Below are 22,944 nucleotides of genomic sequence, written 5' to 3'. Positions count from 1 at the left end.
GCCCGGGGTCAAGAAGACGCGTGTCAGCGCGGCTTGCGCGGCGGCTTGGCCGCGCCCGTGACCCGCGGCGGCAGGCCGGTGTGCTGCGTGAGCATGCGGCCCTTCGCCGGCGCGGAGGTCGAGTTCTTGCGGCGCGGGCTCGCATAGCTGCCGTCGAGGACCGGCTGGTACGTCGGGATCAGGTGGTGCTTGCCGTTGCCGATCAGGTCGGCGCGGCCCATGGCCTTGAGCGCATCGCGCAGCAGCGGCCAGTTGTTCGGGTCGTGGTAGCGCAGGAAGGCCTTGTGCAGGCGCCGGCGGCGCTCGCCGCGCACGATGTCCACGGCCTCGCTGTCGCGCGTGACCTTGCGCAGCGGGTTCTTGCCGGAGTGGTACATCGCCGTCGCGGTGGCCATCGGGCTGGGATAGAAGGTCTGCACCTGGTCGGCGCGGAAGCCGTTGCGCTTGAGCCAGAGCGCCAGGTTCATCATGTCCTCGTCGCTCGTGCCCGGGTGCGCGGCGATGAAGTACGGGATCAGGTACTGCTCCTTGCCCGCCTCGGCCGAGAACTTCTCGAACATCTGCTTGAAGCGGTCGTAGCTGCCGATCCCCGGCTTCATCATCTTGGACAGGGGCCCCTGCTCCGTGTGCTCGGGCGCGATCTTCAGGTAGCCGCCCACGTGGTGCTGCACCAGTTCCTTGACGTACTCGGGCGACTGCACCGCCAGGTCGTAGCGCACGCCCGAGCCGATCAGGATCTTCTTGATGCCCTTGAGCGCGCGGCCGCGGCGGTAGATCTTCACCAGCGGGCCGTGGTCGGTGTTCAGGTTCTGGCAGATGCCCGGGTACACGCAGCTGGGCTTGCGGCAGGCCGCCTCGATCTCGGGCGTGCGGCAGCCGATGCGGTACATGTTGGCCGTCGGGCCGCCGAGGTCGGAGATCACGCCGGTGAAGCCCGCGACCTTGTCGCGGATCTCCTCCAGCTCCTGGATGATCGAGTCCTCGCTGCGGCTCTGGATGATGCGGCCCTCGTGCTCGGTGATCGAGCAGAAGGTGCAGCCGCCGAAGCAGCCGCGCATGATGTTCACGCTGAAGCGGATCATCTCCCAGGCCGGGATCTTGGCGTCGCCGTAGGAGGGGTGCGGCGCGCGCGCATAGGGCAGGCCGAACACGTGGTCCATCTCCGCCGTGGTCAGCGGGATCGGCGGCGGGTTGAGCCAGACGTCGCGTTCGCCGTGCGCCTGCACCAGCGCGCGGGCATTGCCCGGGTTGGTCTCCAGGTGCAGCACGCGGCTGGCGTGGTGGCGTAGAGGATGGGGTCGGACTTGACCGCTTCGTAGGAAGGCAGGCGGATCACCGTGCGGTCGCGGTTCAGCTTCACGCGCGGGTTCGGCACGAACTGCAGCGCCTGCGGCGCACCTTGCAGCGCGCCCGTGCCCTCCTCCTTCGCGCAGCTCTCGCCTTTCGCCTTCGCCTGGTCGGCGATCGTCATGTAGGGGCTGACGTGGTCCTCCACGCGGCCCGGGGTGTCGACGCTGGTCGAGTCGACTTCGGACCAGCCCTCCGGCGTGGAGCGGCGCACGAAGGCCGTGCCGCGCACGTCGGTGATGTCTTCCACCGGCTCGCGCGCGGCCAGGCGGTGCGCGACCTCGACGATGGCGCGCTCCGCGTTGCCGTACAGGAGCAGGTCGCACTTGGCGTCCAGCGCGATGCTGTGGCGCACCTTCTCCGACCAGTAGTCGTAGTGCGCGATGCGGCGCAGGCTGCCTTCGATGCCGCCCAGGATGATCGGCACGTCCTTGAAGGCCTCGCGGCAGCGCTGGCTGTAGACGATGGCGGCGCGGTCGGGCCGCTTGCCACCCACGTCGCCGGGCGTGTACGCATCGTCGCTGCGCAGCTTCCGGTCCGCGGTGTAGCGGTTGATCATCGAATCCATGTTGCCGGCGGTCACGCCCCAGAACAGGTTCGGCTTGCCGAGCGCCTTGAAGGCCTCGGCGCTGTGCCAGTCCGGCTGGGAAATGATGCCGACGCGGAAGCCCTGCGCTTCCAGCACGCGCCCGACCACCGCCATGCCGAAACTCGCGTGGTCGACATAGGCGTCGCCCGTGACCAGCACGATGTCGCAGCTGTCCCAGCCGAGCGCGTCCATCTCCTTCCGGCTCATCGGCAGGAAGGGGGCGGGGCCGAAGCGATGCGCCCAGTACCTGCGGTAGCTGGTGATCGGCTTCGCGGCGCGCGCGAACAGGGAAACGTCGACGGGGGCGTTCATGGTCTTTCGGGGGACCGGGGATTGTAGGGACTCCACCCCTTCCGGTCGACCGCAAGGGTATTGCGGCTGGCTCTGCGGGGCGGCAGCCCCCTCACTCCTGCAGGCAGCGGTCCCGCGAGCGGGCGATCAGCTCCAGCACCTCTTCGGCGGTCCCCGCACGGGCCATCAGGGCCAGGGCGAGCATGGCCAGCAGCGTCTCGCTGCGCTCGGGTCCCACCGCGCCCAGGGCCTGGCACAAGGCGGTGTAGCTGCGATCGAGTTCGGCATCGCTCATGGCTGCAGTCCTTTGTCGCGCAGGCAGGCCAGCACCGGCGCCGGGTCGAGCCCGCGCCAGCGTCCCAACACGTAACCGTCGGGGCGCACCAGCACCAGGCCGGTGGCCGCATCGCCGGCCAGGCCGTAGCGCGTCCGTGCCTGGCCGTGCGGGTCCGCATCGGGTGCGATGTCCAGCACCGCGATGCCCTGCGATGCCAGGTCGGCGACGGCATGCGGCAGCGCGCCCTCGCTGAAGACGAGGCAGGTGAAGTCGGTGCCGAAGCACTGCGTGAGGTGGAAGGCGCCCTTCGCTCCCGCCAGCAATGCCTCGGGCGCCGGCTGGCCGGGCGCGGCCTGCGCGCTGGTCCACTCGCCCTGCTGGGGGCCGTTCAGCGGGGAAGCGGTGTAGGCCACGGGCGCCGACTGCCGCGGATTGATCAGCGGCCGCACCGCCGGCTCGTCGAGCGCGAGCCGCAGCGCGGCCTCGCGCATGAGGCGGAAGGCGAAGTCTGGCGGCGCCATGAACTCGGTGCTCTTGGCGCCGTGGGCGATGTTCTCGCGCGCGGCCGGCACGCGCTCCTGCGAATAGGTGTCCAGCAGCGCCGCGTCGGCGCCGCCTTCGAGCACCAGCGCGAGCTTCCACGCCAGGTTGGCGGCATCGTCCAGCCCGGAATTGAGGCCGCGCACGCCGAAGATCGGCACCAGGTGCGCGGCGTCGCCCGCGAACAGCACGCGCCCGTGCCGGTAGGACGGCAGCGTGAGGCACTTGGCGTTGTACATGGAGGCCCACAGCAGTTCCCAGGGCTCGGTCTCGCCGATCATCTGCAGGTGGCTGCGCACCCGCGGCAGGATGTTCTCCGGCTTCAGGGCCTCGGCCGCGTCCTCGTCGTCGCGCAGCTGGTAGTCGATGCGCCAGACCTCGTCCGGCTGGCGGTGCATCAGCAGCGTCGAGCCCGGATTGGAGGGCGGGTCGAACCAGGCGAGGCGCTCCACCGGCCGGCGCGTCTTCTGGACGATGTCGACGATGACGTAGCGCCCTTCGTACTGGGTGCCTTCGAACTGCAGCCCGAGCTGCTCGCGCACGGTGCTGCGCCCGCCGTCGCAGGCCGCGAGGTACTCCGCTCGAAGCGCCTGCCGTCCCGACGGCCCTTCCACGTCGACCAGGACCGCGTCACCCTCCTGCCGCACGCCGGTCACGCGCGTGGCCCAGGCCACCTGCACGAGCTCCGGCACCCGCTGCAGCGCCTCGTGCACGAAGGCTTCGACGTGGTACTGCTGGATGTTGACCATGGGCGCGAAGCGCTCGGTCGGCTCGCTGGGCATCTGGAAATGCAGGACCTCGTGATCGCGCCAGTAGCTGCGGCCGCCGGTCCATGGCAAGGCCTTGGCCGCGAGCGCGGGACCCGCGCCGGCCGTCCACAGGATCTCCTGCGAACGGCGCGAGATGCAGATCGCGCGGCTGCCGGTGCAGTAGCCCTCGTCCGCCTCGATCACGAGGCTGCGGACGCCCTGCCGTGCGAGCAGCGCCGCCAGCGTCAGCCCGACGGGCCCGCCGCCCGCGATGAGCACCGGAATCCCGTCCGGCAACGGCTGCCATTGCGCCACGCGCCCTCCTCCTGCTTGCGGGCGGAACTATACGACCGCGGGTCCGCGCGGCCGCGCCAGGACGCTAGCGGCGTGGCCGCAGCTGCCCGCGGATCTCGCCGCCCGGGTTGGCGGCCGTGTGCAGGTTGACGTACCACTGGCCCGAAGTGAGCTGCGTCAGCTGCTCCGGCGTGATCCGCGCCTCGCCGGTGATGGTGCCGGCATTGAGGTTGCTGAACGGGATCACCACGCCCGCGTTCTGGCCGGGACCGGCCGGGCCGTGGATGTGCGCGCCGGTGACCGGCCCGCTCAGGCCGCCGTGGGTGACGCTCCAGCTCAAGGTGTTGTTGCCGGTGTTGTAGCGAACGTCGGCGGTGCCCGAAGCGGCGGTTGCCACCGGGGGCACTTCCTGCGCGCCGGTCAGCGAAGCTTCGAACAGTTGCTGGCCGGAACCGCGCATCTGCGCGCAGCCGGCCAGGCCGGCGGCGACGAGGGTGGCCGCGCATGCGGTGCGGAGAAGGAGGGAACGGTTCATCGTGCTTCCCTTTCGTTGTGGGGGAAAGCGATGATGGGCAGGCGCGACGAAGCGACCGTGTAGGACACGGCCGCATGGCGGGAAACGGCGATCAGTGGTCCCTGGCCTGCCTGCCGCGCGTGGCTTCGGACTGCTCGTCCGGCTGCTCCGCTCCGGCCGGAGGTTGCTGCGTGGCCTTGTCGCCCAGCGTCTTGTTGCCGCAGCCGTCGGCGTTGCCGGGGTCGTCGTTGCCGCCCTGGTCGGCGTCGGGGCCGATGCTCGTGTCGGTGCTCATGGTCCCAATCTACGAGGGACGGCGGGGCCTGCCTGCAAGCTGCGCCGCCGGCCGGGCGTAGGACACTAGACTGCGCCTTCACCGGAGGAGAAACGCATGCCCCGCTACAGCACCCTGCAGATCGAGAAGGACCCGCAGCAGCCGCGCGTCGCGCGCCTGCTGCTGAATCGCCCGGAGCGGCTCAATGCGATCAACGAGGAGACGCCGCGCGAGCTGCGCGCGGCGGTGGAGTGGGCCAACGCCGAGGACGAGGTGCACGTGATCGTGGTCGAGGGCGCCGGCAAGGGCTTTTGCGGCGGCTACGACCTGTCGCAGTTCGGCCAGGGCGAGATCGACCATCCCTGCCAGCAGGAGCGCACGCCCTGGGACCCGATGGTCGACTACGCGTACATGAAGCGCAACACCGAGGACTTCATGGCGCTGTGGCGCAGCCCCAAGCCGACCATCGCGAAGGTGCATGGCCACGCCGTTGCGGGCGGCAGCGACATCGCGCTGTGCTGCGACCTGCTGGTGATGGCCGAGGACGCGCGCATCGGCTACATGCCCACGCGCGTGTGGGGCTGCCCGACCACCGCGATGTGGACCTACAGGCTGGGCGCCACCCGCGCCAAGCAGCTCATGTTCACCGGCGACACCATCGACGGCCGCACCGCCCTGGCCTGGGGCCTTGCCAACGAAGCGGTCTCGGCCGAAGCGCTCGAAGGCGCCACCATGGCGCTGGCCACGCGCATTGCCGGCGTGCCGCGCTCGCACCTGGCCATGCACAAGATGGTGGTCAACCAGGTGCTGCTGACCATGGGCCTGGAGCAGGCGCAGAGCCTCGCGACCGTGTTCGACGGCATCACGCGCCACAACCCCGAGGGACTCTGGTTCCGCCGCTATGCGCAGGCCGAAGGCTTCAAGGCCGCGGTGGAGTGGCGCGACAGCGGCCGACCCATCCCGGAAGGCGACGAGGCGCGCCGGCTGATGCGTGGACTCGAGCAGCGCAAGCCACGCTGAGCAGGTGCCCTCCCGCGCCAGCCGACTCCTACATTGGCGGCGGTCGGGACCCCACGTGCGCGGCGCGCGGGCGTTCTTACATTGGGATTGCGGGGCCGCCGACGGCAGGCGCCCGGCGCAACTTCCAAGGAGAGAAAACCATGGCTCAAGGGCAAGACCAGAATCGCCAGCAGGACCAGCAGAAGGGCGGACAACAGGCATCGCAGGACCAGCAGAACCGCGGCCAGGCGTCCCAGGACCAGCAGCGGCAGCAGGACCAGCAGCGGCAGCAGGAGCAGCAGCGCCAGCAGGGCGGCAAGCAGCAGGGCACGGACATCGAACAGGAAAGCGGCAGCATGGGCGGCAACCGCCAGCAGCAGCAGGACCGCGGCCAGGCTTCGCAGGACCAGCAGCGCCAGCAGGAACAGCAGCGCCAGGACCAGCAGCGCCAGCAAAGCGGCAGCAGCCAGGACCAGCAGAAGCCGGACCAGCCGAAGCGCTGAAGCCCTTTCGAGCGGTACGGCAGCGGGGCATGGCCCCGCTTTCTTTGGGCGCCCGCTTAAGCTGCCGGCATGAGCACCTCGCCAACGCAACTGCTGCAGTTCTGGCGCGACGCGGGACCGCGCCGCTGGTTCGCGCGCGACGACGCCTTCGACGCCGACTTCCGCGAACGCTTCCTTGCCACCCATGAAGCCGCCGCCGCCGGCGCGCTCGCGCACTGGGGCTCGACCGCGGAGGGATCTCTCGGCCTCGTCCTGCTGCTCGACCAGTTTCCCCGCAATGCCTTTCGCGGCACGGCCCGCATGCATGCCACGGACGCCCAGGCGCGCGAGGTCGCCGATGCGGCCATCGCCGCCGGCTTCGACCGGCAGGTCGACGACGACCTGCGGCGCTTCTTCTACCTGCCCTTCATGCACTCGGAAGCGCTGGCGGACCAGGACCGCAGCGTCGCCCTCAACGAGCCGCTGGGCGGCGAATCGCTGCGCTATGCGCTGCACCACCGCGAGATCGTGCGGCGCTTCGGGCGCTTCCCGCACCGCAACGCGGTGCTGGGGCGGCAGTCTTCAGGGGAAGAGGAGCGCTTCCTGGCGGAAGGCGGATTCGGCGGCTAGCAGTGGATGTCGATGGTGAGCGTGCCGCCGGCGCAGGCCAGTGAAGACAGGTCGAGCTCCGAATCCTCAAATTCGGGCGTGTCGTGGTCGCCGTGGACGCGGGCGCGGCGCTCGCCCGGGTCGTAGGTCTCGGGCGAGATCACGATGCCGCCCACCGATGCCGTGGTCGCGACCTCGGCCGCCCGCGCGGGCTGCGCCCCCAGCGGCGTGCACCACAGCCGCCCCTGCACGCGGAAATACGCCAGCGTGCAGGCGCCGCTGACCACGCCGATGCGCAGCACCACATCGGCCGCTGCGCTGCAGTTCCATCGCCATGCGCACCGCGGCGCCGGGGTTCTCGAAACTCGCCAGGGCGGCGGCGTTCACGTAGGGGTCGAGCCGGCCGTTGTGCCGGGTGTTCAGGCGCTGCAGCTCCTGGTAGAAGCGTTCGCTGGCCGGCTTGCCGCCCGCGGCATCGACGTCGGCATACACCAGCGTGAGGTGCCTCTCCTCGAAGTGGATGCTCTGGCGCTGGTCGCCGAGGAACAGGTCCTTCCACACGGCCTGCGGAAGCTGGTGCAGCACCTTGTCCGAAAGGGCTTCCAGCAGCAGTGCTCTATCCATCGTTTCCATCTCGACTCCTCACCCGACGTAACGAGATGAAACCATGTGCTACATAGCCCGGCGATAAGGGAAAACAGCGGCGAGCCTAAGGAAATCGCCTAAGAGCGGCGAGCCGCGCGTTTGGGCTTCGCGGCAGGCGCGCGATCGAGGGCCAGTTCCACCCACGCCGGGGCGTGGTCGCTGGCCTTCTCCTCGCCCCGCACCCAGGTGTCCACGCCCGCGGCGCGCAAGGCGGGAGCCAGCCGCTGGTTCAGCAGCAGGTGGTCGATGCGCAGTCCCGCGTTGCGTTGCCAGTGCTGCCGGAAGTAGTCCCAGAAGGTGTACACCGGCTCCTCGGAATGCAGGTGGCGGATCGCATCGGTCCAGCCCTGCGCCAGCAGCCGCTGCCAGCAGTCGCGGCTTTCCGGCTGCAGCAGCGCGTCCTTGCGCCAGGAGCGCGGGTTGTAGATGTCGAAGTCGGTCGGCACCACGTTGTAGTCGCCGCACAGGATCACCGGGTGCTCCGAGGCCACCAGCGCCTGCGCATGCGCGATCAGGCGCTCGAACCAGGCGAGCTTGTAGTCGAACTTGGGCCCGGGCTGCGGGTTGCCGTTGGGCAGGTACAGGCAGCCGACGATGACGCCATCGACCGCGGCTTCCAGGTAGCGGCTCTGGTCGTCGCCTTCGTCGCCGGGGAGTGCGCGCCGCACCTCCACAGGCTTGCTGCCGCGCGCCAGGATCGCCACGCCGTTCCACGAGCGCTGGCCCTTCCACAAGGGTTCGTAGCCGGCCGCGCGGATCTCCGCCGCGGGAAAGCCCTCGTCCAGGGCCTTGAGCTCCTGCAGGCAGGCCACGTCGGGCTGCTCGCGCTCCAGCCAGCGCAGCAGGTGCGGCAGCCGGGTCTTGACGCCGTTGACGTTGAAGGTCGCGATCCTCATGGGGCGCCCGGAGCCTGCTGAAGCGGCTGCCCGCGACGCCTCAGGGCTTCTTCCGCCGGCGGCTGAAGGCTTCGGCGCCGCCGCTGCCGCCGCCGTCGGGAAAGTCGTGCGGATCCAGCCGCCCCTTGGCCTTCGCCTTCTGCGGTGCCTCGACGAATGTGCTGGCCGAGTTTTCGCCGTGGTCCGGCCGGGCCGGCACCGAGGAAGTGGGTCCCTCGCCGAGCTTTGCCTGGCTGGAACGCGTGTTGCGGGACTTCATGGCGCAAAATTAGCCAGCGGCCTGCCCTCCCCGTGTCGGACAAGCCCGCGAAGCATTCCATGAAGATCGCCTGTGCCCTGCTGTTCCTGTTCGTCGTGGCAACGCCGCTGCACGCGCAGGATGCGGACCCGCTGAAATCGCCGGCCTGCGGCGCGGCGCTGTCCGCCTTGCAGGCCGTGCGGAATTCCGGCAGCGAAGGCGTGGCGGCGCTGCGCGGCGCCGCGGCCAGCGCCTGCCTCGGTTCCGCGGTCGTCCCCACGCGCCCTGGCCGCGTGCTGCAGGCCCCCGTGGTCGTGCCGCCGCCGCAGGTCGACGTCCCCCTGCAATCGGCCCCGCTTCCCCCGCCGGTGCTGCCGCCGCCTCCGGTGGCGATCCAGCGTGCGCCGATGCCGGCCACCTGCGATCCGGGCGGGTGCTGGACCAGCGACGGCACGCACCTGCGCCACGTCCCGCCGAGCCTGGCCGGTCCCGGCGGGCTTTGCACGCAGCAGGGCGGGCTGGTGGTCTGCCCCTGACACGCGCGCAGGCTGAGCCGTGCGCCGTGGCGCGGCAAGCCCTGCACCCGCTGCCTGCGGCGTCCTACAGGTGCACCACTGTCCTTCCCCTACGGTGGATGGGCTGCCAAAGGAACACGCATGCCCGCACCCACCAGTTCAAGGACCCTCTGGAAGGGGGCCATCAGCTTCGGCCTGGTCCACATCCCGGTCACGCTGCACTCGGCCACGGCCGAAAACCGCATGAAGTTCAACCTGCTGGACAAGTCCACCATGACGCGCGTGGGCAACCAGCAGGTGAACAAGGCCACCGGCGAGGCCATGCCGCGCGAGGAAATCGTCAAGGGCTTCGAGGTCGAGAAGGACCAGTACGTGGTCCTCACGCCGGACGAGATCAAGCAGGCCTTGCCGCGCTCCACCCAGACGATCGAGATCGAGGCCTTCGTGGACCGCGAGCAGGTCCCCAGCGTGTTCTTCCACAAGCCCTACTTCGTGAGCCCCGCCGGCAAGGGCGGGCAGAAGCCCTTCGCGCTGCTGCGCGAGACGCTGGAGCGCACCGGCAAGGTCGGCATCGCCAAGGTGGTGATCTCCACCAAGCAGCACCTGGCGATGCTGCTGCCGCAGGACAAGGGCCTCGTGCTCAACCTGCTGCGCTGGTCCGATGAAGTGCGCGACACCGCGGGCCTCGCCTGGCCGGGCGAGGACGTGAAGGTCAGTGCGGCCGAACTGAAGATGGCCGAACAGCTGGTGGACGCGATGGCGGGCGACTGGCAGCCGGACCTGTTCCACGACGAATTCCGCGAGAAGCTGATGGCGCTGGTGGAGCAGAAATCGAAGGAAGGCGGACTGCACGCGGTGGCGCCGCTGCCCGGCGAGGACGTGCCGGCGAGCGCGGAAGTCATCGACCTCACCGAGCTGCTGCGCCGCAGCCTCAAGGGCAATACGGCACAGTCCGCGCCCGCGGCGAAGAAGGCGACAGCGAAGCGGGAGGAAGCCGCGGCCAACGACGAGGCCGCGCCAGTGCGCAAGGCCGCCGCGCGCAAGACGCCCGCCACGGCGCGCGCCAGCGCCAAGCCCGCCACCCGCCGCAAGAGCGGCTGAAACGCGGGAGCGGCGGCGATGCGGGCTGCGGTCCCTGCCTTGGTCGTTGCGCTCGCCTTCGTTCTGGCGGGCTGTCGCGACGCGAACGTCGAGCGCCACAACACCGCGGTGCTCGGAGGCTACGGCGCGCCCGTCGATCGCAGCACGGCCGCACCGACGCTGACCGACGCCAGTGGGCAGACCATCCCGGCGCCGCCCGCGCCGGCGGGGGTGCGGCCGCAGATGGTGCGTTCGGCAGACGACGCGGCATTGGCGGTCTGGCTGCAAGGCGGCGACGTCGTCGCGTCGTCCTGGACCCGTGCGACCGGCTGGAGCGCGGCGCAACCGCTCGAAAGCCTCCACGGCGAATCGACCGGGCCGCAACTGGCCAGCAATGGCAGGGGCCAGGCCATGGCGGTGTGGCACCACCAGGTCGGCAACATCCACAGCCTGCGCTTCAGCCGCTTCGAGGCCGCGACCGGCTGGAGCGTGCCCGACGTGCTCCCCGGGGCCATGCCGCGGCCCGAGGTCGTGGGCGCGCCACCCGGGCAGAACGGCCCGCGCCTGCAGATGGACGCCGAGGGGAACGTGCTGGCCGAGTGGCCCAGCGGCTTCCATGCCAACGAGGTGCAGGTGGCGCGCTACGGCGTCGCCGGCGGCTGGACCCGCGCGACCAGCGAGCCGGTCGCTTCGGCGCCTGCTACCAGCTCCGCGCCACCGGCAGCGGCTGCTTCGCAATAGCGCTCAGTTCCGGGCAGGTGCGCGGTGCGCGTCGGCCTGCTCCGCCTCCGCCACCAGCCAGTCCGCGAAGGCGCGCGCGCTCGGGTTGTGCACCGCCTGCGGCGCCAGCGTGACGAAGTAGCCGCGGCGCGAGGCCGCCGGACTGCGGAAAGGCGCCACCAGCTTCTTCTGCCGCACCAGGTCGGCCAGCAGCGGCAGGCGGCCGATGACGATGCCCTGCCCGGCGACGGCGGCCGCGACCGCTTCGGCGTACTGCGTGAAGCGCAGCGTGTGGGCCATGTGCACGCTGGCCAGTCCCATCAGCTGCAGCCAGGGATCCCAGTCCACGGTGAGCGAGGCGTCGCGCATCTCCACGGTCAGCAGCGTGTGCTGCTCCAGGTCGCGCGGCGTCTTCAGGGGCCGGGAGCGGTCGCGCAGCAGCTGCGGCGCACACATCGGCTGCACTTCCTCCTCGAACAGCAGCGGCCCGCTGCCCTCGGTGCTGGGCACGAAGCGCACCGCGAGGTCCACGTTGCCGCGTTCCAGGTCCACCAGGTCCAGCGTGGCGGCGATCCGCACGTCCACCTCGGGATGCCCGGCGGTGAAGCGCGCCAGGCGCGGGATCAGCCAGAAGGAGGCGAAGCCGGGCGTGCAGGTCAGGGTCACCTGCCGGCGCCCGGTGCTGCTGCGCACGCGCGCCGCCGCGTCGCGCAGGCGCTCCAGGCTGTCCTCCACCGCGCGCCGCATGATGCGCCCCGCCTCGGTGAGGGCGAGCGCGCGGTGGCGCCGCTCGAACAGGGGCGCGCCCACGCTCTCCTCGAGCTGCTGCACCTGCCGGCTGACCGCCGACTGCGACAGGAACAGTTCCTCGCCCGCGCGGGTGAAGCTCAGGTGGCGCGCCGCCGCCTCGAAGGTGTGCAGCAGGTCGAGCCGCAGCTGCCGGGACCGCGGCTCGGGCGCGTTCGCATTCCCTGGATGCATGCGTGGCATGCGGATTTGCCGTTTCTCACGCTGGTAGGCGGCCAGTATATTCATACTCACCATGCATGCGAAGGAGCAGGCGATGAACCAAGGCCCGACCGTCTCGCTGCCGGCGAGGCAGATGTTCGTGATCCCCGATGCCGCCTCGGCGCGCATCCTGTGCACCGGCGGCTGCCTGTGGCTGACGCTGGACGACGACCCGCGCGACGTGATCCTGGAGCCGGGCGACAGCTTTCGAGACGGCGGAGCACCGCCGCGCCCTGCTCTACGCGATCCAGGGTTCCGCCTTCGTGCTGGACGCGCCCCTTCAGCGCACCATGCGGCGCAGGCTCTCGAAGAACAGGTCGGACTGCATGCGCTCGCCGGCGGTCTGGGCGGCGACGCGGGCGGCCAGCGCCGGCTGAACCGGCTGCAGCGGCCGGCCGGTGGACAGCGCGATGACCTGGTGCATGCAGGCGCGCTCCAGGTAGTACAGGTCGTCGTAGGCCCAGCCGATCCGCTCCCCGCACACGATCACGCCGTGGTTGCCCAGGAAGGCGACGTCCGCGCCCTGCATGGCGCGCGCGATGCGCTCGCCCTCGCCGGCATCGAGCGCCAGCCCGTTGTAGTCCGCATCCACCGCGACCCGGCCGTGGAAGCGCATGGCGTTCTGCGACAGCGTGGTGTCCAGCCCGCGCAGGTCGGTGAGCGTCAGCGCGGTGGCGTAGGGCATGTGCGTGTGCAGCACGCAGGCCTTGCCGGCGATGCGGTGCACGGCGGCGTGGATGAACAGCGCGGTGGGTTCGATCGGGTGGGCGCCCGCCAGTGCCTGGCCCTGGGCGTCCACGAGCACAATGTCGTGCCCCTGCACCTCGCCCCAGTGCAGGCCCCGGGGATTGAGCAGGAACCAGTCCGGCCGTTGCGGCAGCGCGGTGCTGAAGTGGTTGCAGACGCCTTCGCCCAGGCCGTGGTGGGCCGCCGCCCGCAGCGCCAGGGCCAGGTCGTTGCGCAGGGCGCGCACCTCCGCGTCGTGGAACAGCGCCTGGGCCTCGTTGCTGGGCAAGACTTGCATCGGGAACCTCCTGGCGAGCGATCCTAGCGGGACTGCGTTGCAACGGATGAGGCTTTGTCCTACCGGCCGCCCCAGCCCCGGCTGACACCGGCCTGTGGCCCAGCGGGCAGACTCGCCGCAGACGATGTAGGGATCCATGGTGAAACGTACGCAGCGCAGCGGGACTCCGCGCCCCCGCGCAAAACGGAGCCCAAGCCCGCCTGGCCGATCGAGCGCCACAGCGGCGAGGGTTCGGCGAGCGCGCTGGAAACCCTGCAGAAGCTGGAAAAGCGCCGCGTCGTCTCCCGCCCCGCCGATCCCCCGACCTCGAGCACGACGAGCCCGGCCCCTGAGCCTGCGGGCCGGGCATCCGTCCAGATCGATTGCGTTGGCATGCCAACGAACCAGCACATCCTGTTGGCATGTCTCAGCGATAGCTGAGCCGTTGTCCTACACACGTGCCGCAGGGCTGATGACACGATTGGCAGGGTACCCCGAAGCCGAAGCACCCCGGACCATTTGCAGCCCGACGTCCTCCCCTATCCCCCACCGAAGCCGCCGACGCGCTCGCCACGCTGCGCCGGGCCACGCGCGGGCACCACGACCGGATCGATGCGCTGATGGACTTGCGGCGCATGCAGGACCGTGCGCACTACGCGCGCGTGCTCGGCGTGTTCGACGCGTTCCTGGCCGGCTGGGAGCCCGAGGTCGCCGCGGCGCTGCCGGCGCGCTGGCACCCGTGGCTGGCCGCTCGCACGCGCCGGCCTTTCCTGCTGCAGGACCTGCGCCGGCTGGGCATCGCGCCCGGCGCGGCGGCGCGCATCCCGCCCTTCGCGGGACCGGCGAGCGCCTGGGGCTCCGTCTACGTGATGGAAGGTTCGGCGCTTGGCGGCCAGTTCATCACCCGCAGCCTGGCCCAGGCCGGACTGCATCCCGGCTGCGGCGCCGCGTACTTCCACGGCTGGGGGATGCGACCGGGCGCATGTGGCGCGAGGCGCGCGCCGTCCTGGCGAGTGAACTCGATTCCGAAGCGGCGCTCGCGCACGCGTGCGCCTCCGCGCGTCTGACCTTCGACACCCTTTCCGGCCTGCTGGAAGACTGCCTGCATGAGCGCGCTGCCCTTGCCTGACCTGGCGCAGTGCGCCGACGAGCCGATCCGCGTGCCCGGCGCGATCCAGCCGCACGGTCGGCTGGCGGTGCTGGCCGCCGACAGCGGCCGGCTGCTGGCCTACAGCGCCAACTGGCCGTCCGAGCAGGCGGTGCGGCAGGCCGTGTCCCTGGTCCCGGTGGACAGCGGCCGCCTGCAGGCGGGCTCCGGCCCGTCGTGGGTCGGCAGCCTGCCGCTCGATGGCCGCACCCACGACGCCAGCGCGCACCGGCAGGGCGACCGCGTCATCGTGGAGTACGAACCGGCCGGCCCCGGCGCCGGCATGCACGCCCCCATCTACGCGGTGGCGCGCGACCTGCTGCCGATGGTGCAGCAGGCCGACTCGGTGGTGGCGCTGTGCGAGATCGTCGCGCGCGAGATGAAGCGGCTGACCGGCTTCGGCCGCTGCCTGGTGTACCGCTTCGATCCCGATGGCCACGGCGAAGTGCTGGCCGAGCGCCTTGACCAGGGCTACCACTCCTATGCCGGGCACCGCTTCCCGGCCAACGACGTGCCGGCGCAGGCCCGTGCGCTCTACCTGGTCAACCACATCCGGCTGATCCCCAGCGCCAGCTACGACCCGGTGCCGCTGCTGCCCGCCGCCGGCGAAGCCGACCCTTCGCAACTGGACCTGAGCTTCGCCTCGCTGCGCAGCGTCTCGCCGGTGCACCTCGAATACATGCGCAACATGGGCACGCTGGCCTCGATGTCGGTGTCCATCGTCTCGCGCGGGCGGCTCTGGGGCCTGATCTCCTGCCACGACCACCAGCCGCGCTACCTGCCCTTCCAGACGCGCGTCGCCTGCGAACACCTCGGCCGGCTGCTGTCGCTGCAGATCCAGGCGCAGGAAGACAACGCCGAGGCCGCGCAGCGGCTGGCGCTGCACCAGCGCGTGCTCAAGCTGGTCGCGCTGATGGCCGAAACCGACGGCACCCTGCAGCGCCTGGTCTCGCCCGACCTCGCCATCCAGGAACTGGCGGCCGCCTCGGGCGCCGCCGTGGTCCTGAACGACAGCTGCTGGACCATCGGCGACACCCCGCCTCCCGAACGGGTGCGCGAGCTGGCCCACTGGATTTCGGCGCGCGGCGAGGACCTGTTCTGCACGGACCGCCTGCCGGAGCACTACCCGCAGGGCGAGGCACTGCTGCCGCAGTGCGCGGGCGTGCTGGCGATGTCGATCTCCAGGGTCCACCGCCACGTCGTGCTCTGGTTCCGGCCCGAGCTGGTGCAGACCATCCGCTGGGCGGGCGACCCGCGCAAGACCCCGCTGCCGGACAAGGGCCGCATCCATCCGCGCCGCAGCTTCGACAGCTGGCAGGAACGCGTGCGCGGACGCTCCGCGCCCTGGCTCGCCGCCGAAGCGGCCGCCGCCGGCGAACTGCGGCAGGCGCTGATCTCGCTGGTGCTGCGCCGCGCCGAGGAGATGGCGGGCCATGCGGTCGAACTCGGGCGCGTGAACAAGGAGCTGGAGGCCTTCAGCTACACCGTCTCGCACGACCTGCGCGCGCCCATGCGGCACATCGCCGGCTACGTGGACCTGGTGATCGAGGACAACGCGGCCACCCTGGATGAACGCGCGCGCCGCTATCTCGGCCACGTGAAGGGCGCCGCCTCCTTCGCGGGCCAGCTGGTCGATGCGCTGCTCGATTTCTCGCGCCTCGGCCGCTCGGGGCTGCGGCCCTCGCAGGTGGACCTCAAGCCGCTGGTGGAGGACCTGGTGGACGAGATGCGCCAGCAGGAGCGCGGACGCCGCATCGAGTGGGAAGTGGACGCTTCGCTGCCGCAGGTGTGGGCGGACCCGCTGCTGCTGCAGGTGGCCATCCGCAACCTGCTGTCCAACGCGGTGAAGTACACGCGCGGCCGCGACCCGGCGCGCGTGCGCGTCGCGACGGCCAGCCTGCCCGAGGGCAGCGGGCTGGAAGTCAGCGACAACGGTGTCGGCTTCCCGATGAAGTACGTGGGCAAGCTGTTCGGCGTGTTCCAGCGCCTGCACCGCACCGAGGATTTCGACGGCACCGGCATCGGCCTGGCCAACGTGAAGCGCATCGTCGAGCGCCACGGCGGCCAGGTCTGGGCCCGCGGGGAACCCGACCGCGGTGCCACCTTCGGCTTCGTGCTGCCGCCCGCCCCCAGGAACAACGACGTCGCAAGCGGCAACGGCCGCGAGGAGTCCGACTGATGCTCAAGCCCATCCTGCTGGTCGAAGACGACCCGCGCGATCTCGAACTGACGCTGGTGGCGCTGGAGCGCAGCCAGCTCGCCAACGAAGTGGTCATCGTGCGCGATGGCGAAGCCGCGCTCGACTACCTCGGGCGCAGCGGCGAATACGCCGATCGGGCCGAGGGCAACCCCGCGGTGATCCTGCTGGACCTGAAGCTGCCCAAGGTGAACGGCCTGGAAGTGCTGCAGACCGTGCGCACCACGGACCCGCTGCGCAGCATCCCTGTGGTGATGCTGACCTCCTCGCACGAGGAGACCGACGTGCTGCGCAGCTACCAGCTGGGCGTGAACGCCTACGTGGTCAAGCCGGTGGAGTTCAAGCAGTTCGTCGAGGCGATCGCCGACCTCGGCATCTTCTGGGCGGTGCTCAACGAACCGCCGCCGGGCTCCCTGCGCACGAGGCGGCGGCATGAGTGAGGCGCCGCCGCACGACGCGCGCCTCCTGCGCGCCCTGCTGGTCGAGGACTCGCGGCTGGACGTCGAGCTGCTGCAGGTGCAGCTGGAACGCGCCTACCCCGGGGTGCAGCTGGAAGTGGTGCGCGAGGAAGCGCAGTTCGTCGACGCGCTGCGCGCCGGCGGCTGGGACCTGGTCCTGTCCGACTACGAACTGCCCGGCTTCACCGGCGCCGACCTGCTGGACCACCGCAACGGCATCGCACCGGACGTCCCCTTCATCTTCGTGTCGGGCGTGATCGGCGAGGACAACGCGGTCGAACTGCTCAAGCGCGGGGCCACCGACTACGTGAGCAAGTCGCGGCTGGCGCGCCTGGCGCCGGTGCTCCAGCGCGCGCTGCGCGAAGTGGAGGAGCGGCGCGCGCGCGAACTGGCCGAACGGCAGCTGCGCAGGCCGACGTCACCTTCGCCAAGGTGGTGGACGGCCTGCGCGACTACGCGGTGATCCTGCTCGATCAAGAGGGCCGCATCCAGTTCTGGAACCGCGCGGCGCGCAGCATCTTCGGCTACGAGGCCGCCGAGGTCACGGGCCGTTCCGCGTCCCTGCTGTTCCCGCCCGAAAGCGGGCCGGAAGAAGCGCTGCACGCCGAGATGCGGCAGGCACGTGGCCACGGCAAGGCCAGCGACAACCGCTGGCTGGTGGCCCGCGGCGGCCGCCGGCTGTTCGCCGAGGGCGTGCTCACCGTGCTGGACGACGAGCAGGGCCGGCCCGCGGGCTTCTGCAAGCTGGTGCACGACGCCACCGAACGCCACCTGGCAGCCGAAGCGCTGCGCGTGGCGAAGGACGAGGCGGACCGGGCCAACCAGGCCAAGGACCGTTTCCTCGCCGTGCTGTCGCACGAGCTGCGCACGCCGCTGGCCCCCATCACCACCGCCGTGCACGTGCTGGGAAGGTGGCGCAGGTGGACGACCGGCACCGCGAGCTGCTGCCCATGATCCGCCGCAACGTGGCGCTGGAGGCGCGGCTGATCGACGACCTGCTGGACCTGACGGCGATCAGCGCGGGCAAGGTGAGCCTGCACCGCGAGCGCGTGGACATGCACCAGCTCACGCGCGCCGTGGTCGCGATGGTGCAGGACACGCTGCAGGAAAAGGGCATCCGGCTGGAGCTGGAACTCGACGCCGCCTCCCCCTGGGTGCATGCCGACCAGGCCCGCATGCAGCAGGTGCTGTGGAACATCATCCGCAATGCCGCCAAGTTCACGCCGGAAGGCGGCCGCATCCTGGTGTGCACCACCACGGAAGGCGGCGAGTTCACCCTCAGCTGCACGGATTCGGGCATCGGCATCGCGCAGGACGCACTGGACCGCATCTTCAATCCCTTCGAGCAGGCAGATGCCGAGGTGTCCCGGAGCTTCGGCGGCCTGGGCCTCGGGCTCGCCATCGCCCAGGGCCTGATGCAGCAGCACGGCGGCCGCATCCGCGCCAGCAGCGGAGGCCGCGGCAGCGGTGCCAGCTTCTCCATCGCCCTGCCCTGCACCGAAGCCGCCGAGGCGTCGCCGCCGCCGGCGATGTCCGCGCCTGCCGCCGGGGCGGACCGCAAGCGGGTGCTGCTGGTGGAGGACAACGAAGACGCCGCGGCGGCGCTGGCGATGTGCCTGGAGGAATACGGCTACGAGGTGCAGCACGTGAGCACCTGCGCGGACGCCTTGCGCACCGCGGGCGCCGGCGGCTTCGACGCGGTGCTCACGGACCTCGGGCTGCCGGATGGCAGCGGCATCGAACTCGGGCGGGCGCTGTCGAAGGAGCTGCCCGTGCTGGCCCTGAGCGGCTACGGCCGGGAGCAGGACCGCAAGCGATCGGCCGAGGCCGGCTTCGCGGCGCACCTCGTGAAACCGGCCGATCCCGCGGAAGTGCACGCGAGGCTCATGCAGGTGCTGTCGGGCCAGGCGATCGACGCGTAGTCCCACGGCAAGCACAACGGGTGGCCCGTGTCGGACGGTGCTTGCCGTCCGGGTCTTACAGCCGGGCTTCTGCCGGCCTCCCAGAATGCATGCATCACCAATCAAGGGAGTCTAGCCATGCGTAAAACCGCTTTTGTCCTCGCCGGCATCGCCGCCGCCTCCATCGCCCTGGTGGGCTGCGACGTGCAGAAGACCCAGGAGGGCAATGTGGAAGTGCCGAAGTACGAAGTGTCCAAGACCAAGGAAGGCGACGTGACGCTGCCGAAGTACGACGTGGACGCGCCGAAGGTGGACGTGACCACCGAGCAGAAGACCGTGGACGTGCCGAAGGTCGGCGTCTACACCGAGAAGGAAACGCTGACCATTCCGAAGGTCGAAGTGACGCCGGCCGGCCAGGCCGACGACGACAAGAAGAAATAAAAGACGGGCTCGTCCCGACGGGTTTCCGGGGCCGCTTCGCGGCCCTTTTTCATTGCTGCGGGACAATGGCGCCATGTGCAACCGCTACCGTCCCGTGAGCGTGACCGTCGTGCGCGACGTGTTCGGTTTCACGCTGCTGGAAGAGCCGCAGCCGCTGTACGCGACGCAGGGGATCGGCCCCTGGCAGCCGGGCCCTTTCATCCGTGCCGGCTCGGCGGCGGTCGGCCAGTGGGGCCTGATCCCCTGGTTCAGCCCGGCGCGCCGGCCGACCGGGCGCGGGGGACGGCCGATCAGCACCAACAACTGCCGCATCGAGACGGTGGCGACGGCGCCGAGCTTCAAGGGCCCCTGGGCCCGCGGGCAGCGCTGCCTGATCCCCGCGCTCGACTACGACGAACCCTACTGGGGCACCGGCCGCAACGTGTGGTGGCGCTTCGCGCGGCGCGACCAGGCACCCTGGGCGCTGGCGGGCCTGTGGAGCGAATGGACCGATCCGCAGACCGGCGAGGGGGTCCTGAGCTACACCATGCTGACGCAGAACTGCGACGGCCATCCGCTGTTGAACCGCATGCACAGGCCCGACCCTTCGCTGCCGGCGGACGCGCAGGACAAGCGCTCGGTGATCCCGATCGAGCGCGCGGACTGGGGCACCTGGCTGCACGGCAGCATCGAGGAAGCGATGGCGCTGGTGAAGCTGCCGCCGGTGGAGCTGTTCGCGCATGGCCCGGCCGACCCCGCCGTGCAGGTCCCGCTGGACCTGGCCGGCGGCATGTCGTGATCGCGCCGGCCACGATTCAGATCGCGCTGACCGACACCTCCATGTCGGTGATCTCCAGCGGCCCGTAGTTGGAGAGGAAGGCGACGTCCGCCGCGTCGCGCCCGTGCGCCACCACGATGCGGCCGCCCCTGGGCTCGGACTGCGTGGCGTCGAAGGCGTACCAGCGGCCGCCGAGGAACACCTCGTACCAGGCATGCATGTCCATCGGCTCGAGCCCGTGCAGGTAGCCCACCACCACGCGCGCCGGCAGCGCGAGGCTGCGGCACAGGGCGACGCCCACGTGCGCGAAGTCGCGGCAGACGCCCGCGCCATGCTCCAGCGTGTCGAGGGCGCAGGTGCTCTCCTCGCTGACGCCGTAGCGGTATTCCAGGTGGTCGCGGATCCAGTCGCAGATCCGTTCGGCCTGCGGGTAGCCGGCCACACAGCCCTGCACGATGGCGCGGGCCCGCTCTTCCATCTTGTCGCTGGGGCAGTAGCGGCTTTGCAGCAGGTAGACCAGGGTCTCGTCGGGCAGCAGGCCGGGCGGCACCTGCGGCGCATGCCGGTCCACCGCGATCTGGGCGGCGACCTCCACCTCCACTTCGACGCTGATGCGGCTGTCGCCCCGGGGCAGCGTGTAGCGCTGGCACAGGTTGCCGAAGCAGTCCACGTATTCCGTGGCCGGCACCGACGGAGTGATCTCGTAGCGCTCCGCCACGACCCATTGCGCGTCGCCGCTGCGCGGACGGAGGATGGCGGCGAGGGGGCAATCCTCCTCGCAGTGCACTTCGATCCGGTTGGTGGCTTTCAGGCGCATGGACCGGATCATCTTCGCGGGCAGCCCGTGGCTCTGCGGTAGGACCGTCGCGTTGCGCGGGTAAGCGTTTGTCCGGCGCGCGTGACAGACAAATCCACCACGTGGCCGGCCCCGCCCCGCCGAGGTGCGAAAGCGCCTTAGACTCGGCCCTGCCCCGCTACCGGAGCAAGGGGCCTGCCCGCCGTGCCACTCACCACCATCACCACCCACGTCCTGCTCGTCGACGACCAGCCCGCGAACCTGCTGGCGCTGGAGGCCGCGCTCGACCCTTTGCGCGTGAACCTCGTGCGCGCCGTGTCCGGGCCGCAGGCCCTGGCCGCGCTGGAGAAGCAGGACTTCGCCGCCGTGCTGCTGGACGTGCGCATGCCCGGCATGGACGGCTTCGAGGTGGCGCGCGCAATCCGTGCGCGACCCCGTTCGCGGTTCACGCCGATCCTGTTCGTCACGGCCGGTGACGATCCGGACGAGGCGATGCTGTCCGCCTATGCGCTGGGCGCCGTCGATTTCCTCGCCAAGCCGCTGCGCACCGAGGTGCTCAAGGCCAAGGTCGGCGTGTTCGTGGAGCTCTACCGCAGCAAGGAGGAGTTGCGCATGCGCGAGCGGCGCGACTTCGAGCAGCGCCTGGAAGCCAAGGAGGAGCGCTACCGCGCCCTGTTCGAGTCCATCGACGAAGGCTTCTGCGTGGTCAAGCTCCTGCGCGACGCCAGCGGCCGCGTGCACGACTACCGCTTCGAGGAGGCCAACGAGGCCTTCGCGATGCACACCGGCCTGAGGAATGCGATCGGCAAGACCATCCGCGAGATGGTGCCCGACCACGACGCGCACTGGTTCGAGCTGTACGGCCGCGTGGCCGACACCGGCGAGGCCACGCGCTTCGTGCGGGAAGCCAAGGCCATGAAGCGCTGGTTCGACGTGTATGCCACGCGGCTGGCCGGACCCGGCAGCGACCTGGTGGCCATCCTGTTTTCCGACATCACCCAGCGGCTGGTGTCCGAGCAGGACCTGCGCCGCCTGAACGACGAGCTCGCCCAGGCCAACCGCCGCAAGACCGAGTTCCTGGCCACTCTGGCCCACGAGCTGCGCAACCCGCTGGCGCCGCTTTCCAACGGCCTGCACCTGATGCGCATGGCATCCACCAAGCCCGAGGTGCTGGAGAAGACGAGGCAGATGATGGAACGCCAGATACAGCACATGGTCCACCTGGTCGACGACCTGCTGGACGTCGCCCGCATCAGCACCGGCAAGGTGGAACTGCGCCGCCAGCGCACCGACCTCAAGGAAATCGTGGCCACGGCCGTGGAGACCAGCGCTTCGCTGATCGACGCCGGCGGCCACAAGCTGAACGTGGAGGTCCCGTCCGAGCCGCTGCCGATGGATGCGGACCCCACGCGGATCGCACAGGTCGTGAGCAACCTGCTGAACAACGCGGCCAAGTACACGCCGTCCGGCGGCCGCATCGCCCTCAAGGTGCGCGTGGAAGGCCAGGAAGCGGTGCTGAGCGTCACCGACACGGGCGTCGGCATCGCGGCCGACGCCATCGACAGGGTGTTCGAGATGTTCGCGCAGGTCCCCACGGCCGGCAAGCCGCAGGGCGGACTGGGCATCGGCCTGTCGCTGGTCCAGAGCCTGGTGTCCCTGCATGGCGGCAGCGTGTCCGCGACCAGCCCGGGCCCAGGCAAGGGCAGCACCTTCACCGTGCGGCTGCCGCTGCTGGCGGCGGCGGGCGACGCGGCCTCGGGGCCGTCCGCATCGCACGAGCCGGCCAAGCCGGGCCAGCTGCAGGTGCTGGTGGTGGACGACAACACCGATGCGGCGGAGAGCCTGGGCGTGCTGCTGGACATCGAAGGCCATGCGGCGCACATCGCCCATACCGGCGCGGAAGCGCTGCAGGTGGCGCAGACCCGGCCGCTGGACGTGGTGTTCCTGGACATCGGCCTGCCGGACATGACGGGCTACGACGTGGCCAGGCGCATGCGCATGCTTCCCGGCATGCAGAAGACGCTGCTGGTCGCGCTCACCGGCTGGGGCACGCAGGACGACCGGCAGCGCACGCGCGATGCCGGCTTCGACCGCCACCTCACCAAGCCGGCGGAGCTGCCGGCGGTCGAGGAACTGCTGCGCGCCGCCGAGAAGGCCAAGCGCGCCGCTGCCTAGGA

General features: G+C 70.8%; 26 protein-coding genes and 2 pseudogenes. 17 read left to right on the top strand and 11 right to left on the bottom strand.

Annotation, left to right across the window (positions count from 1 at the left end; translation table 11 throughout):
• Positions 1-23: 23 nt before the first annotated feature.
• From HK415_RS06900 to HK415_RS06880, 5 genes and pseudogenes are all read right to left on the bottom strand, one after another.
• Positions 24-2,248, bottom strand: a pseudogene (locus tag HK415_RS06900) (YgiQ family radical SAM protein).
• A 91-nt stretch (positions 2,249-2,339) separates the two neighbouring features.
• Positions 2,340-2,522 carry a hypothetical protein gene (locus HK415_RS06895; RefSeq protein ID WP_171557621.1) on the bottom strand — a complete coding sequence of 61 codons (183 nt, stop codon included), beginning with the start codon at positions 2,520-2,522 and terminating at the stop codon, positions 2,340-2,342.
• Entirely contained in the window at positions 2,519-4,108 is a 1,590-nt protein-coding gene (locus HK415_RS06890) for an FAD-dependent monooxygenase (RefSeq protein ID WP_309246609.1), read from the bottom strand. Before HK415_RS06890 ends, HK415_RS06895 begins: the two co-directional genes overlap by 4 nt.
• A 64-nt stretch (positions 4,109-4,172) precedes the next feature.
• Positions 4,173-4,622 (bottom strand): CHRD domain-containing protein, encoded by a 450-nt coding sequence (locus HK415_RS06885; RefSeq protein WP_171557619.1) that lies wholly within the window; start codon positions 4,620-4,622, stop codon positions 4,173-4,175.
• 91 nt (positions 4,623-4,713) lie between these two features.
• Complete coding sequence (locus HK415_RS06880) at positions 4,714-4,896, bottom strand: hypothetical protein (RefSeq protein WP_171557616.1); 183 nt, start codon at positions 4,894-4,896, stop codon at positions 4,714-4,716.
• 96 nt (positions 4,897-4,992) lie between these two features.
• Between HK415_RS06880 and HK415_RS06875 the strand changes: the two genes are divergently transcribed.
• From HK415_RS06875 to HK415_RS06865, 3 genes are all read left to right on the top strand, one after another.
• Positions 4,993-5,895 (top strand): crotonase/enoyl-CoA hydratase family protein, encoded by a 903-nt coding sequence (locus HK415_RS06875; RefSeq protein ID WP_171557614.1) that lies wholly within the window; start codon positions 4,993-4,995, stop codon positions 5,893-5,895.
• 140 nt (positions 5,896-6,035) lie between these two features.
• Positions 6,036-6,377: a hypothetical protein gene (locus tag HK415_RS06870; protein WP_171557612.1), complete on the top strand. Its 342-nt coding sequence runs from the start codon at positions 6,036-6,038 to the stop codon at positions 6,375-6,377.
• 69 nt (positions 6,378-6,446) lie between these two features.
• Complete coding sequence (locus tag HK415_RS06865; protein ID WP_171557609.1) at positions 6,447-6,986, top strand: DUF924 family protein; 540 nt, start codon at positions 6,447-6,449, stop codon at positions 6,984-6,986.
• Here the strand turns inward: HK415_RS06865 and HK415_RS06860 are convergent.
• On the bottom strand, positions 6,983-7,267 hold the full coding sequence (locus HK415_RS06860) for a hypothetical protein (RefSeq protein WP_171557607.1): 285 nt from the start codon (positions 7,265-7,267) through the stop codon (positions 6,983-6,985). The genes HK415_RS06865 and HK415_RS06860 overlap by 4 nt on opposite strands.
• Here HK415_RS06860 and HK415_RS06855 point away from each other — a divergent pair.
• Positions 7,257-7,628, top strand: a complete 372-nt coding sequence (locus tag HK415_RS06855; protein WP_171557604.1) for a hypothetical protein — start codon at positions 7,257-7,259, stop codon at positions 7,626-7,628. The genes HK415_RS06860 and HK415_RS06855 overlap by 11 nt on opposite strands.
• A gap of 59 nt (positions 7,629-7,687) precedes the next feature.
• Here HK415_RS06855 and xth read toward each other — a convergent pair whose 3' ends face one another.
• Complete coding sequence (gene xth, locus HK415_RS06850) at positions 7,688-8,506, bottom strand: exodeoxyribonuclease III (protein WP_171557602.1); 819 nt, start codon at positions 8,504-8,506, stop codon at positions 7,688-7,690.
• Positions 8,507-8,546: 40 nt separating this feature from the next.
• Positions 8,547-8,765: a hypothetical protein gene (locus HK415_RS06845; protein ID WP_171557599.1), complete on the bottom strand. Its 219-nt coding sequence runs from the start codon at positions 8,763-8,765 to the stop codon at positions 8,547-8,549.
• A gap of 59 nt (positions 8,766-8,824) precedes the next feature.
• Here HK415_RS06845 and HK415_RS06840 point away from each other — a divergent pair, with 59 nt between their 5' ends.
• The 3 genes from HK415_RS06840 to HK415_RS06830 all read left to right on the top strand — a co-directional run bounded on the left by HK415_RS06840 (position 8,825) and on the right by HK415_RS06830 (position 11,080).
• A complete protein-coding gene (locus HK415_RS06840) occupies positions 8,825-9,280 on the top strand; it encodes a hypothetical protein (RefSeq protein ID WP_171557597.1) in 456 nt (151 codons plus the stop codon).
• 120 nt (positions 9,281-9,400) lie between these two features.
• Positions 9,401-10,360, top strand: coding sequence for a non-homologous end joining protein Ku (gene ku / locus HK415_RS06835; protein ID WP_171557594.1), 960 nt, complete (start codon positions 9,401-9,403; stop codon positions 10,358-10,360).
• A gap of 39 nt (positions 10,361-10,399) precedes the next feature.
• Complete coding sequence (locus HK415_RS06830; protein ID WP_171557592.1) at positions 10,400-11,080, top strand: hypothetical protein; 681 nt, start codon at positions 10,400-10,402, stop codon at positions 11,078-11,080.
• A 3-nt stretch (positions 11,081-11,083) separates the two neighbouring features.
• On the opposite strand, the gene HK415_RS06825 is transcribed toward HK415_RS06830, so the two are convergent.
• Positions 11,084-12,049: a LysR substrate-binding domain-containing protein gene (locus tag HK415_RS06825; protein WP_253261794.1), complete on the bottom strand. Its 966-nt coding sequence runs from the start codon at positions 12,047-12,049 to the stop codon at positions 11,084-11,086.
• A gap of 52 nt (positions 12,050-12,101) precedes the next feature.
• Here HK415_RS06825 and HK415_RS26905 point away from each other — a divergent pair.
• A pseudogene (locus tag HK415_RS26905) lies at positions 12,102-12,266 on the top strand (DUF2917 domain-containing protein); the annotation flags it as partial.
• Between the two features lie 81 nt (positions 12,267-12,347).
• Here the strand turns inward: HK415_RS26905 and HK415_RS06815 are convergent.
• A complete protein-coding gene (locus tag HK415_RS06815) occupies positions 12,348-13,091 on the bottom strand; it encodes an aldolase (RefSeq protein ID WP_171557590.1) in 744 nt (247 codons plus the stop codon).
• Between the two features lie 599 nt (positions 13,092-13,690).
• On the opposite strand from HK415_RS06815, the gene HK415_RS06810 reads away from it, so the two are divergent.
• The 8 genes from HK415_RS06810 to HK415_RS06775 all read left to right on the top strand — a co-directional run bounded on the left by HK415_RS06810 (position 13,691) and on the right by HK415_RS06775 (position 19,992).
• Positions 13,691-14,137 carry a biliverdin-producing heme oxygenase gene (locus HK415_RS06810; RefSeq protein ID WP_171557588.1) on the top strand — a complete coding sequence of 149 codons (447 nt, stop codon included), beginning with the start codon at positions 13,691-13,693 and terminating at the stop codon, positions 14,135-14,137.
• Positions 14,138-14,176: 39 nt separating this feature from the next.
• The gene (locus tag HK415_RS06805; RefSeq protein WP_171557585.1) at positions 14,177-16,396 is read left to right on the top strand and encodes an ATP-binding protein; all 2,220 of its coding nucleotides are present in this window, start codon (positions 14,177-14,179) and stop codon (positions 16,394-16,396) included.
• On the top strand, positions 16,396-16,854 hold the full coding sequence (locus tag HK415_RS06800) for a response regulator (RefSeq protein WP_171557583.1): 459 nt from the start codon (positions 16,396-16,398) through the stop codon (positions 16,852-16,854). Before HK415_RS06805 ends, HK415_RS06800 begins: the two co-directional genes overlap by 1 nt.
• Entirely contained in the window at positions 16,847-17,335 is a 489-nt protein-coding gene (locus HK415_RS06795) for a response regulator (RefSeq protein WP_171557581.1), read from the top strand. Before HK415_RS06800 ends, HK415_RS06795 begins: the two co-directional genes overlap by 8 nt.
• The gene (locus tag HK415_RS06790; protein ID WP_171557578.1) at positions 17,305-17,826 is read left to right on the top strand and encodes a PAS domain S-box protein; all 522 of its coding nucleotides are present in this window, start codon (positions 17,305-17,307) and stop codon (positions 17,824-17,826) included. Before HK415_RS06795 ends, HK415_RS06790 begins: the two co-directional genes overlap by 31 nt.
• Positions 17,793-18,794, top strand: a complete 1,002-nt coding sequence (locus HK415_RS06785; protein ID WP_171557576.1) for a hybrid sensor histidine kinase/response regulator — start codon at positions 17,793-17,795, stop codon at positions 18,792-18,794. The genes HK415_RS06790 and HK415_RS06785 overlap by 34 nt, the downstream gene beginning before the upstream one ends.
• Positions 18,795-18,911: 117 nt before the next feature.
• Positions 18,912-19,214, top strand: a complete 303-nt coding sequence (locus tag HK415_RS06780) for a hypothetical protein (protein ID WP_171557573.1) — start codon at positions 18,912-18,914, stop codon at positions 19,212-19,214.
• Between the two features lie 73 nt (positions 19,215-19,287).
• Positions 19,288-19,992 (top strand): SOS response-associated peptidase, encoded by a 705-nt coding sequence (locus HK415_RS06775; protein ID WP_171557571.1) that lies wholly within the window; start codon positions 19,288-19,290, stop codon positions 19,990-19,992.
• 16 nt (positions 19,993-20,008) lie between these two features.
• On the opposite strand, the gene HK415_RS06770 is transcribed toward HK415_RS06775, so the two are convergent.
• Complete coding sequence (locus tag HK415_RS06770; RefSeq protein ID WP_171557569.1) at positions 20,009-20,788, bottom strand: transglutaminase family protein; 780 nt, start codon at positions 20,786-20,788, stop codon at positions 20,009-20,011.
• 183 nt (positions 20,789-20,971) lie between these two features.
• Here HK415_RS06770 and HK415_RS06765 point away from each other — a divergent pair, with 183 nt between their 5' ends.
• Entirely contained in the window at positions 20,972-22,942 is a 1,971-nt protein-coding gene (locus HK415_RS06765; RefSeq protein WP_309246608.1) for a hybrid sensor histidine kinase/response regulator, read from the top strand.
• The last annotated feature ends 2 nt before the right edge of the window (positions 22,943-22,944 follow it).

The organism is Ramlibacter montanisoli (assembly GCF_013087525.1).
Lineage (GTDB): Bacteria > Pseudomonadota > Gammaproteobacteria > Burkholderiales > Burkholderiaceae_C > Ramlibacter > Ramlibacter montanisoli.
The sequence above is the reverse complement of the archived record's forward strand: the minus strand, read 5'-3'. Positions and strand labels throughout refer to the sequence as shown.

What these genes read in the sequence shown, in the direction of transcription:
- HK415_RS06880 (WP_171557616.1), bottom strand. Translation starts at nt 4,896, where the DNA reads ATGAGCACCGACACGAGCATCGGCCCCGACGCCGACCAGGGCGGCAAC.
- HK415_RS06855 (WP_171557604.1), top strand. Translation starts at nt 7,257, where the DNA reads ATGCGCAGCACCACATCGGCCGCTGCGCTGCAGTTCCATCGCCATGCG.
- ku (WP_171557594.1), top strand. Translation starts at nt 9,401, where the DNA reads ATGCCCGCACCCACCAGTTCAAGGACCCTCTGGAAGGGGGCCATCAGC.
- HK415_RS06885 (WP_171557619.1), bottom strand. Translation starts at nt 4,622, where the DNA reads ATGAACCGTTCCCTCCTTCTCCGCACCGCATGCGCGGCCACCCTCGTC.
- HK415_RS06875 (WP_171557614.1), top strand. Translation starts at nt 4,993, where the DNA reads ATGCCCCGCTACAGCACCCTGCAGATCGAGAAGGACCCGCAGCAGCCG.
- HK415_RS06770 (WP_171557569.1), bottom strand. Translation starts at nt 20,788, where the DNA reads ATGCGCCTGAAAGCCACCAACCGGATCGAAGTGCACTGCGAGGAGGAT.
- HK415_RS06795 (WP_171557581.1), top strand. Translation starts at nt 16,847, where the DNA reads ATGAGTGAGGCGCCGCCGCACGACGCGCGCCTCCTGCGCGCCCTGCTG.
- HK415_RS06815 (WP_171557590.1), bottom strand. Translation starts at nt 13,091, where the DNA reads ATGCAAGTCTTGCCCAGCAACGAGGCCCAGGCGCTGTTCCACGACGCG.
- HK415_RS06865 (WP_171557609.1), top strand. Translation starts at nt 6,447, where the DNA reads ATGAGCACCTCGCCAACGCAACTGCTGCAGTTCTGGCGCGACGCGGGA.
- HK415_RS06845 (WP_171557599.1), bottom strand. Translation starts at nt 8,765, where the DNA reads ATGAAGTCCCGCAACACGCGTTCCAGCCAGGCAAAGCTCGGCGAGGGA.
- HK415_RS06825 (WP_253261794.1), bottom strand. Translation starts at nt 12,049, where the DNA reads ATGCCACGCATGCATCCAGGGAATGCGAACGCGCCCGAGCCGCGGTCC.
- xth (WP_171557602.1), bottom strand. Translation starts at nt 8,506, where the DNA reads ATGAGGATCGCGACCTTCAACGTCAACGGCGTCAAGACCCGGCTGCCG.
- HK415_RS06895 (WP_171557621.1), bottom strand. Translation starts at nt 2,522, where the DNA reads ATGAGCGATGCCGAACTCGATCGCAGCTACACCGCCTTGTGCCAGGCC.
- HK415_RS06870 (WP_171557612.1), top strand. Translation starts at nt 6,036, where the DNA reads ATGGCTCAAGGGCAAGACCAGAATCGCCAGCAGGACCAGCAGAAGGGC.
- HK415_RS06800 (WP_171557583.1), top strand. Translation starts at nt 16,396, where the DNA reads ATGCTCAAGCCCATCCTGCTGGTCGAAGACGACCCGCGCGATCTCGAA.
- HK415_RS06840 (WP_171557597.1), top strand. Translation starts at nt 8,825, where the DNA reads ATGAAGATCGCCTGTGCCCTGCTGTTCCTGTTCGTCGTGGCAACGCCG.
- HK415_RS06780 (WP_171557573.1), top strand. Translation starts at nt 18,912, where the DNA reads ATGCGTAAAACCGCTTTTGTCCTCGCCGGCATCGCCGCCGCCTCCATC.
- HK415_RS06810 (WP_171557588.1), top strand. Translation starts at nt 13,691, where the DNA reads ATGGACTTGCGGCGCATGCAGGACCGTGCGCACTACGCGCGCGTGCTC.
- HK415_RS06775 (WP_171557571.1), top strand. Translation starts at nt 19,288, where the DNA reads ATGTGCAACCGCTACCGTCCCGTGAGCGTGACCGTCGTGCGCGACGTG.
- HK415_RS06805 (WP_171557585.1), top strand. Translation starts at nt 14,177, where the DNA reads ATGAGCGCGCTGCCCTTGCCTGACCTGGCGCAGTGCGCCGACGAGCCG.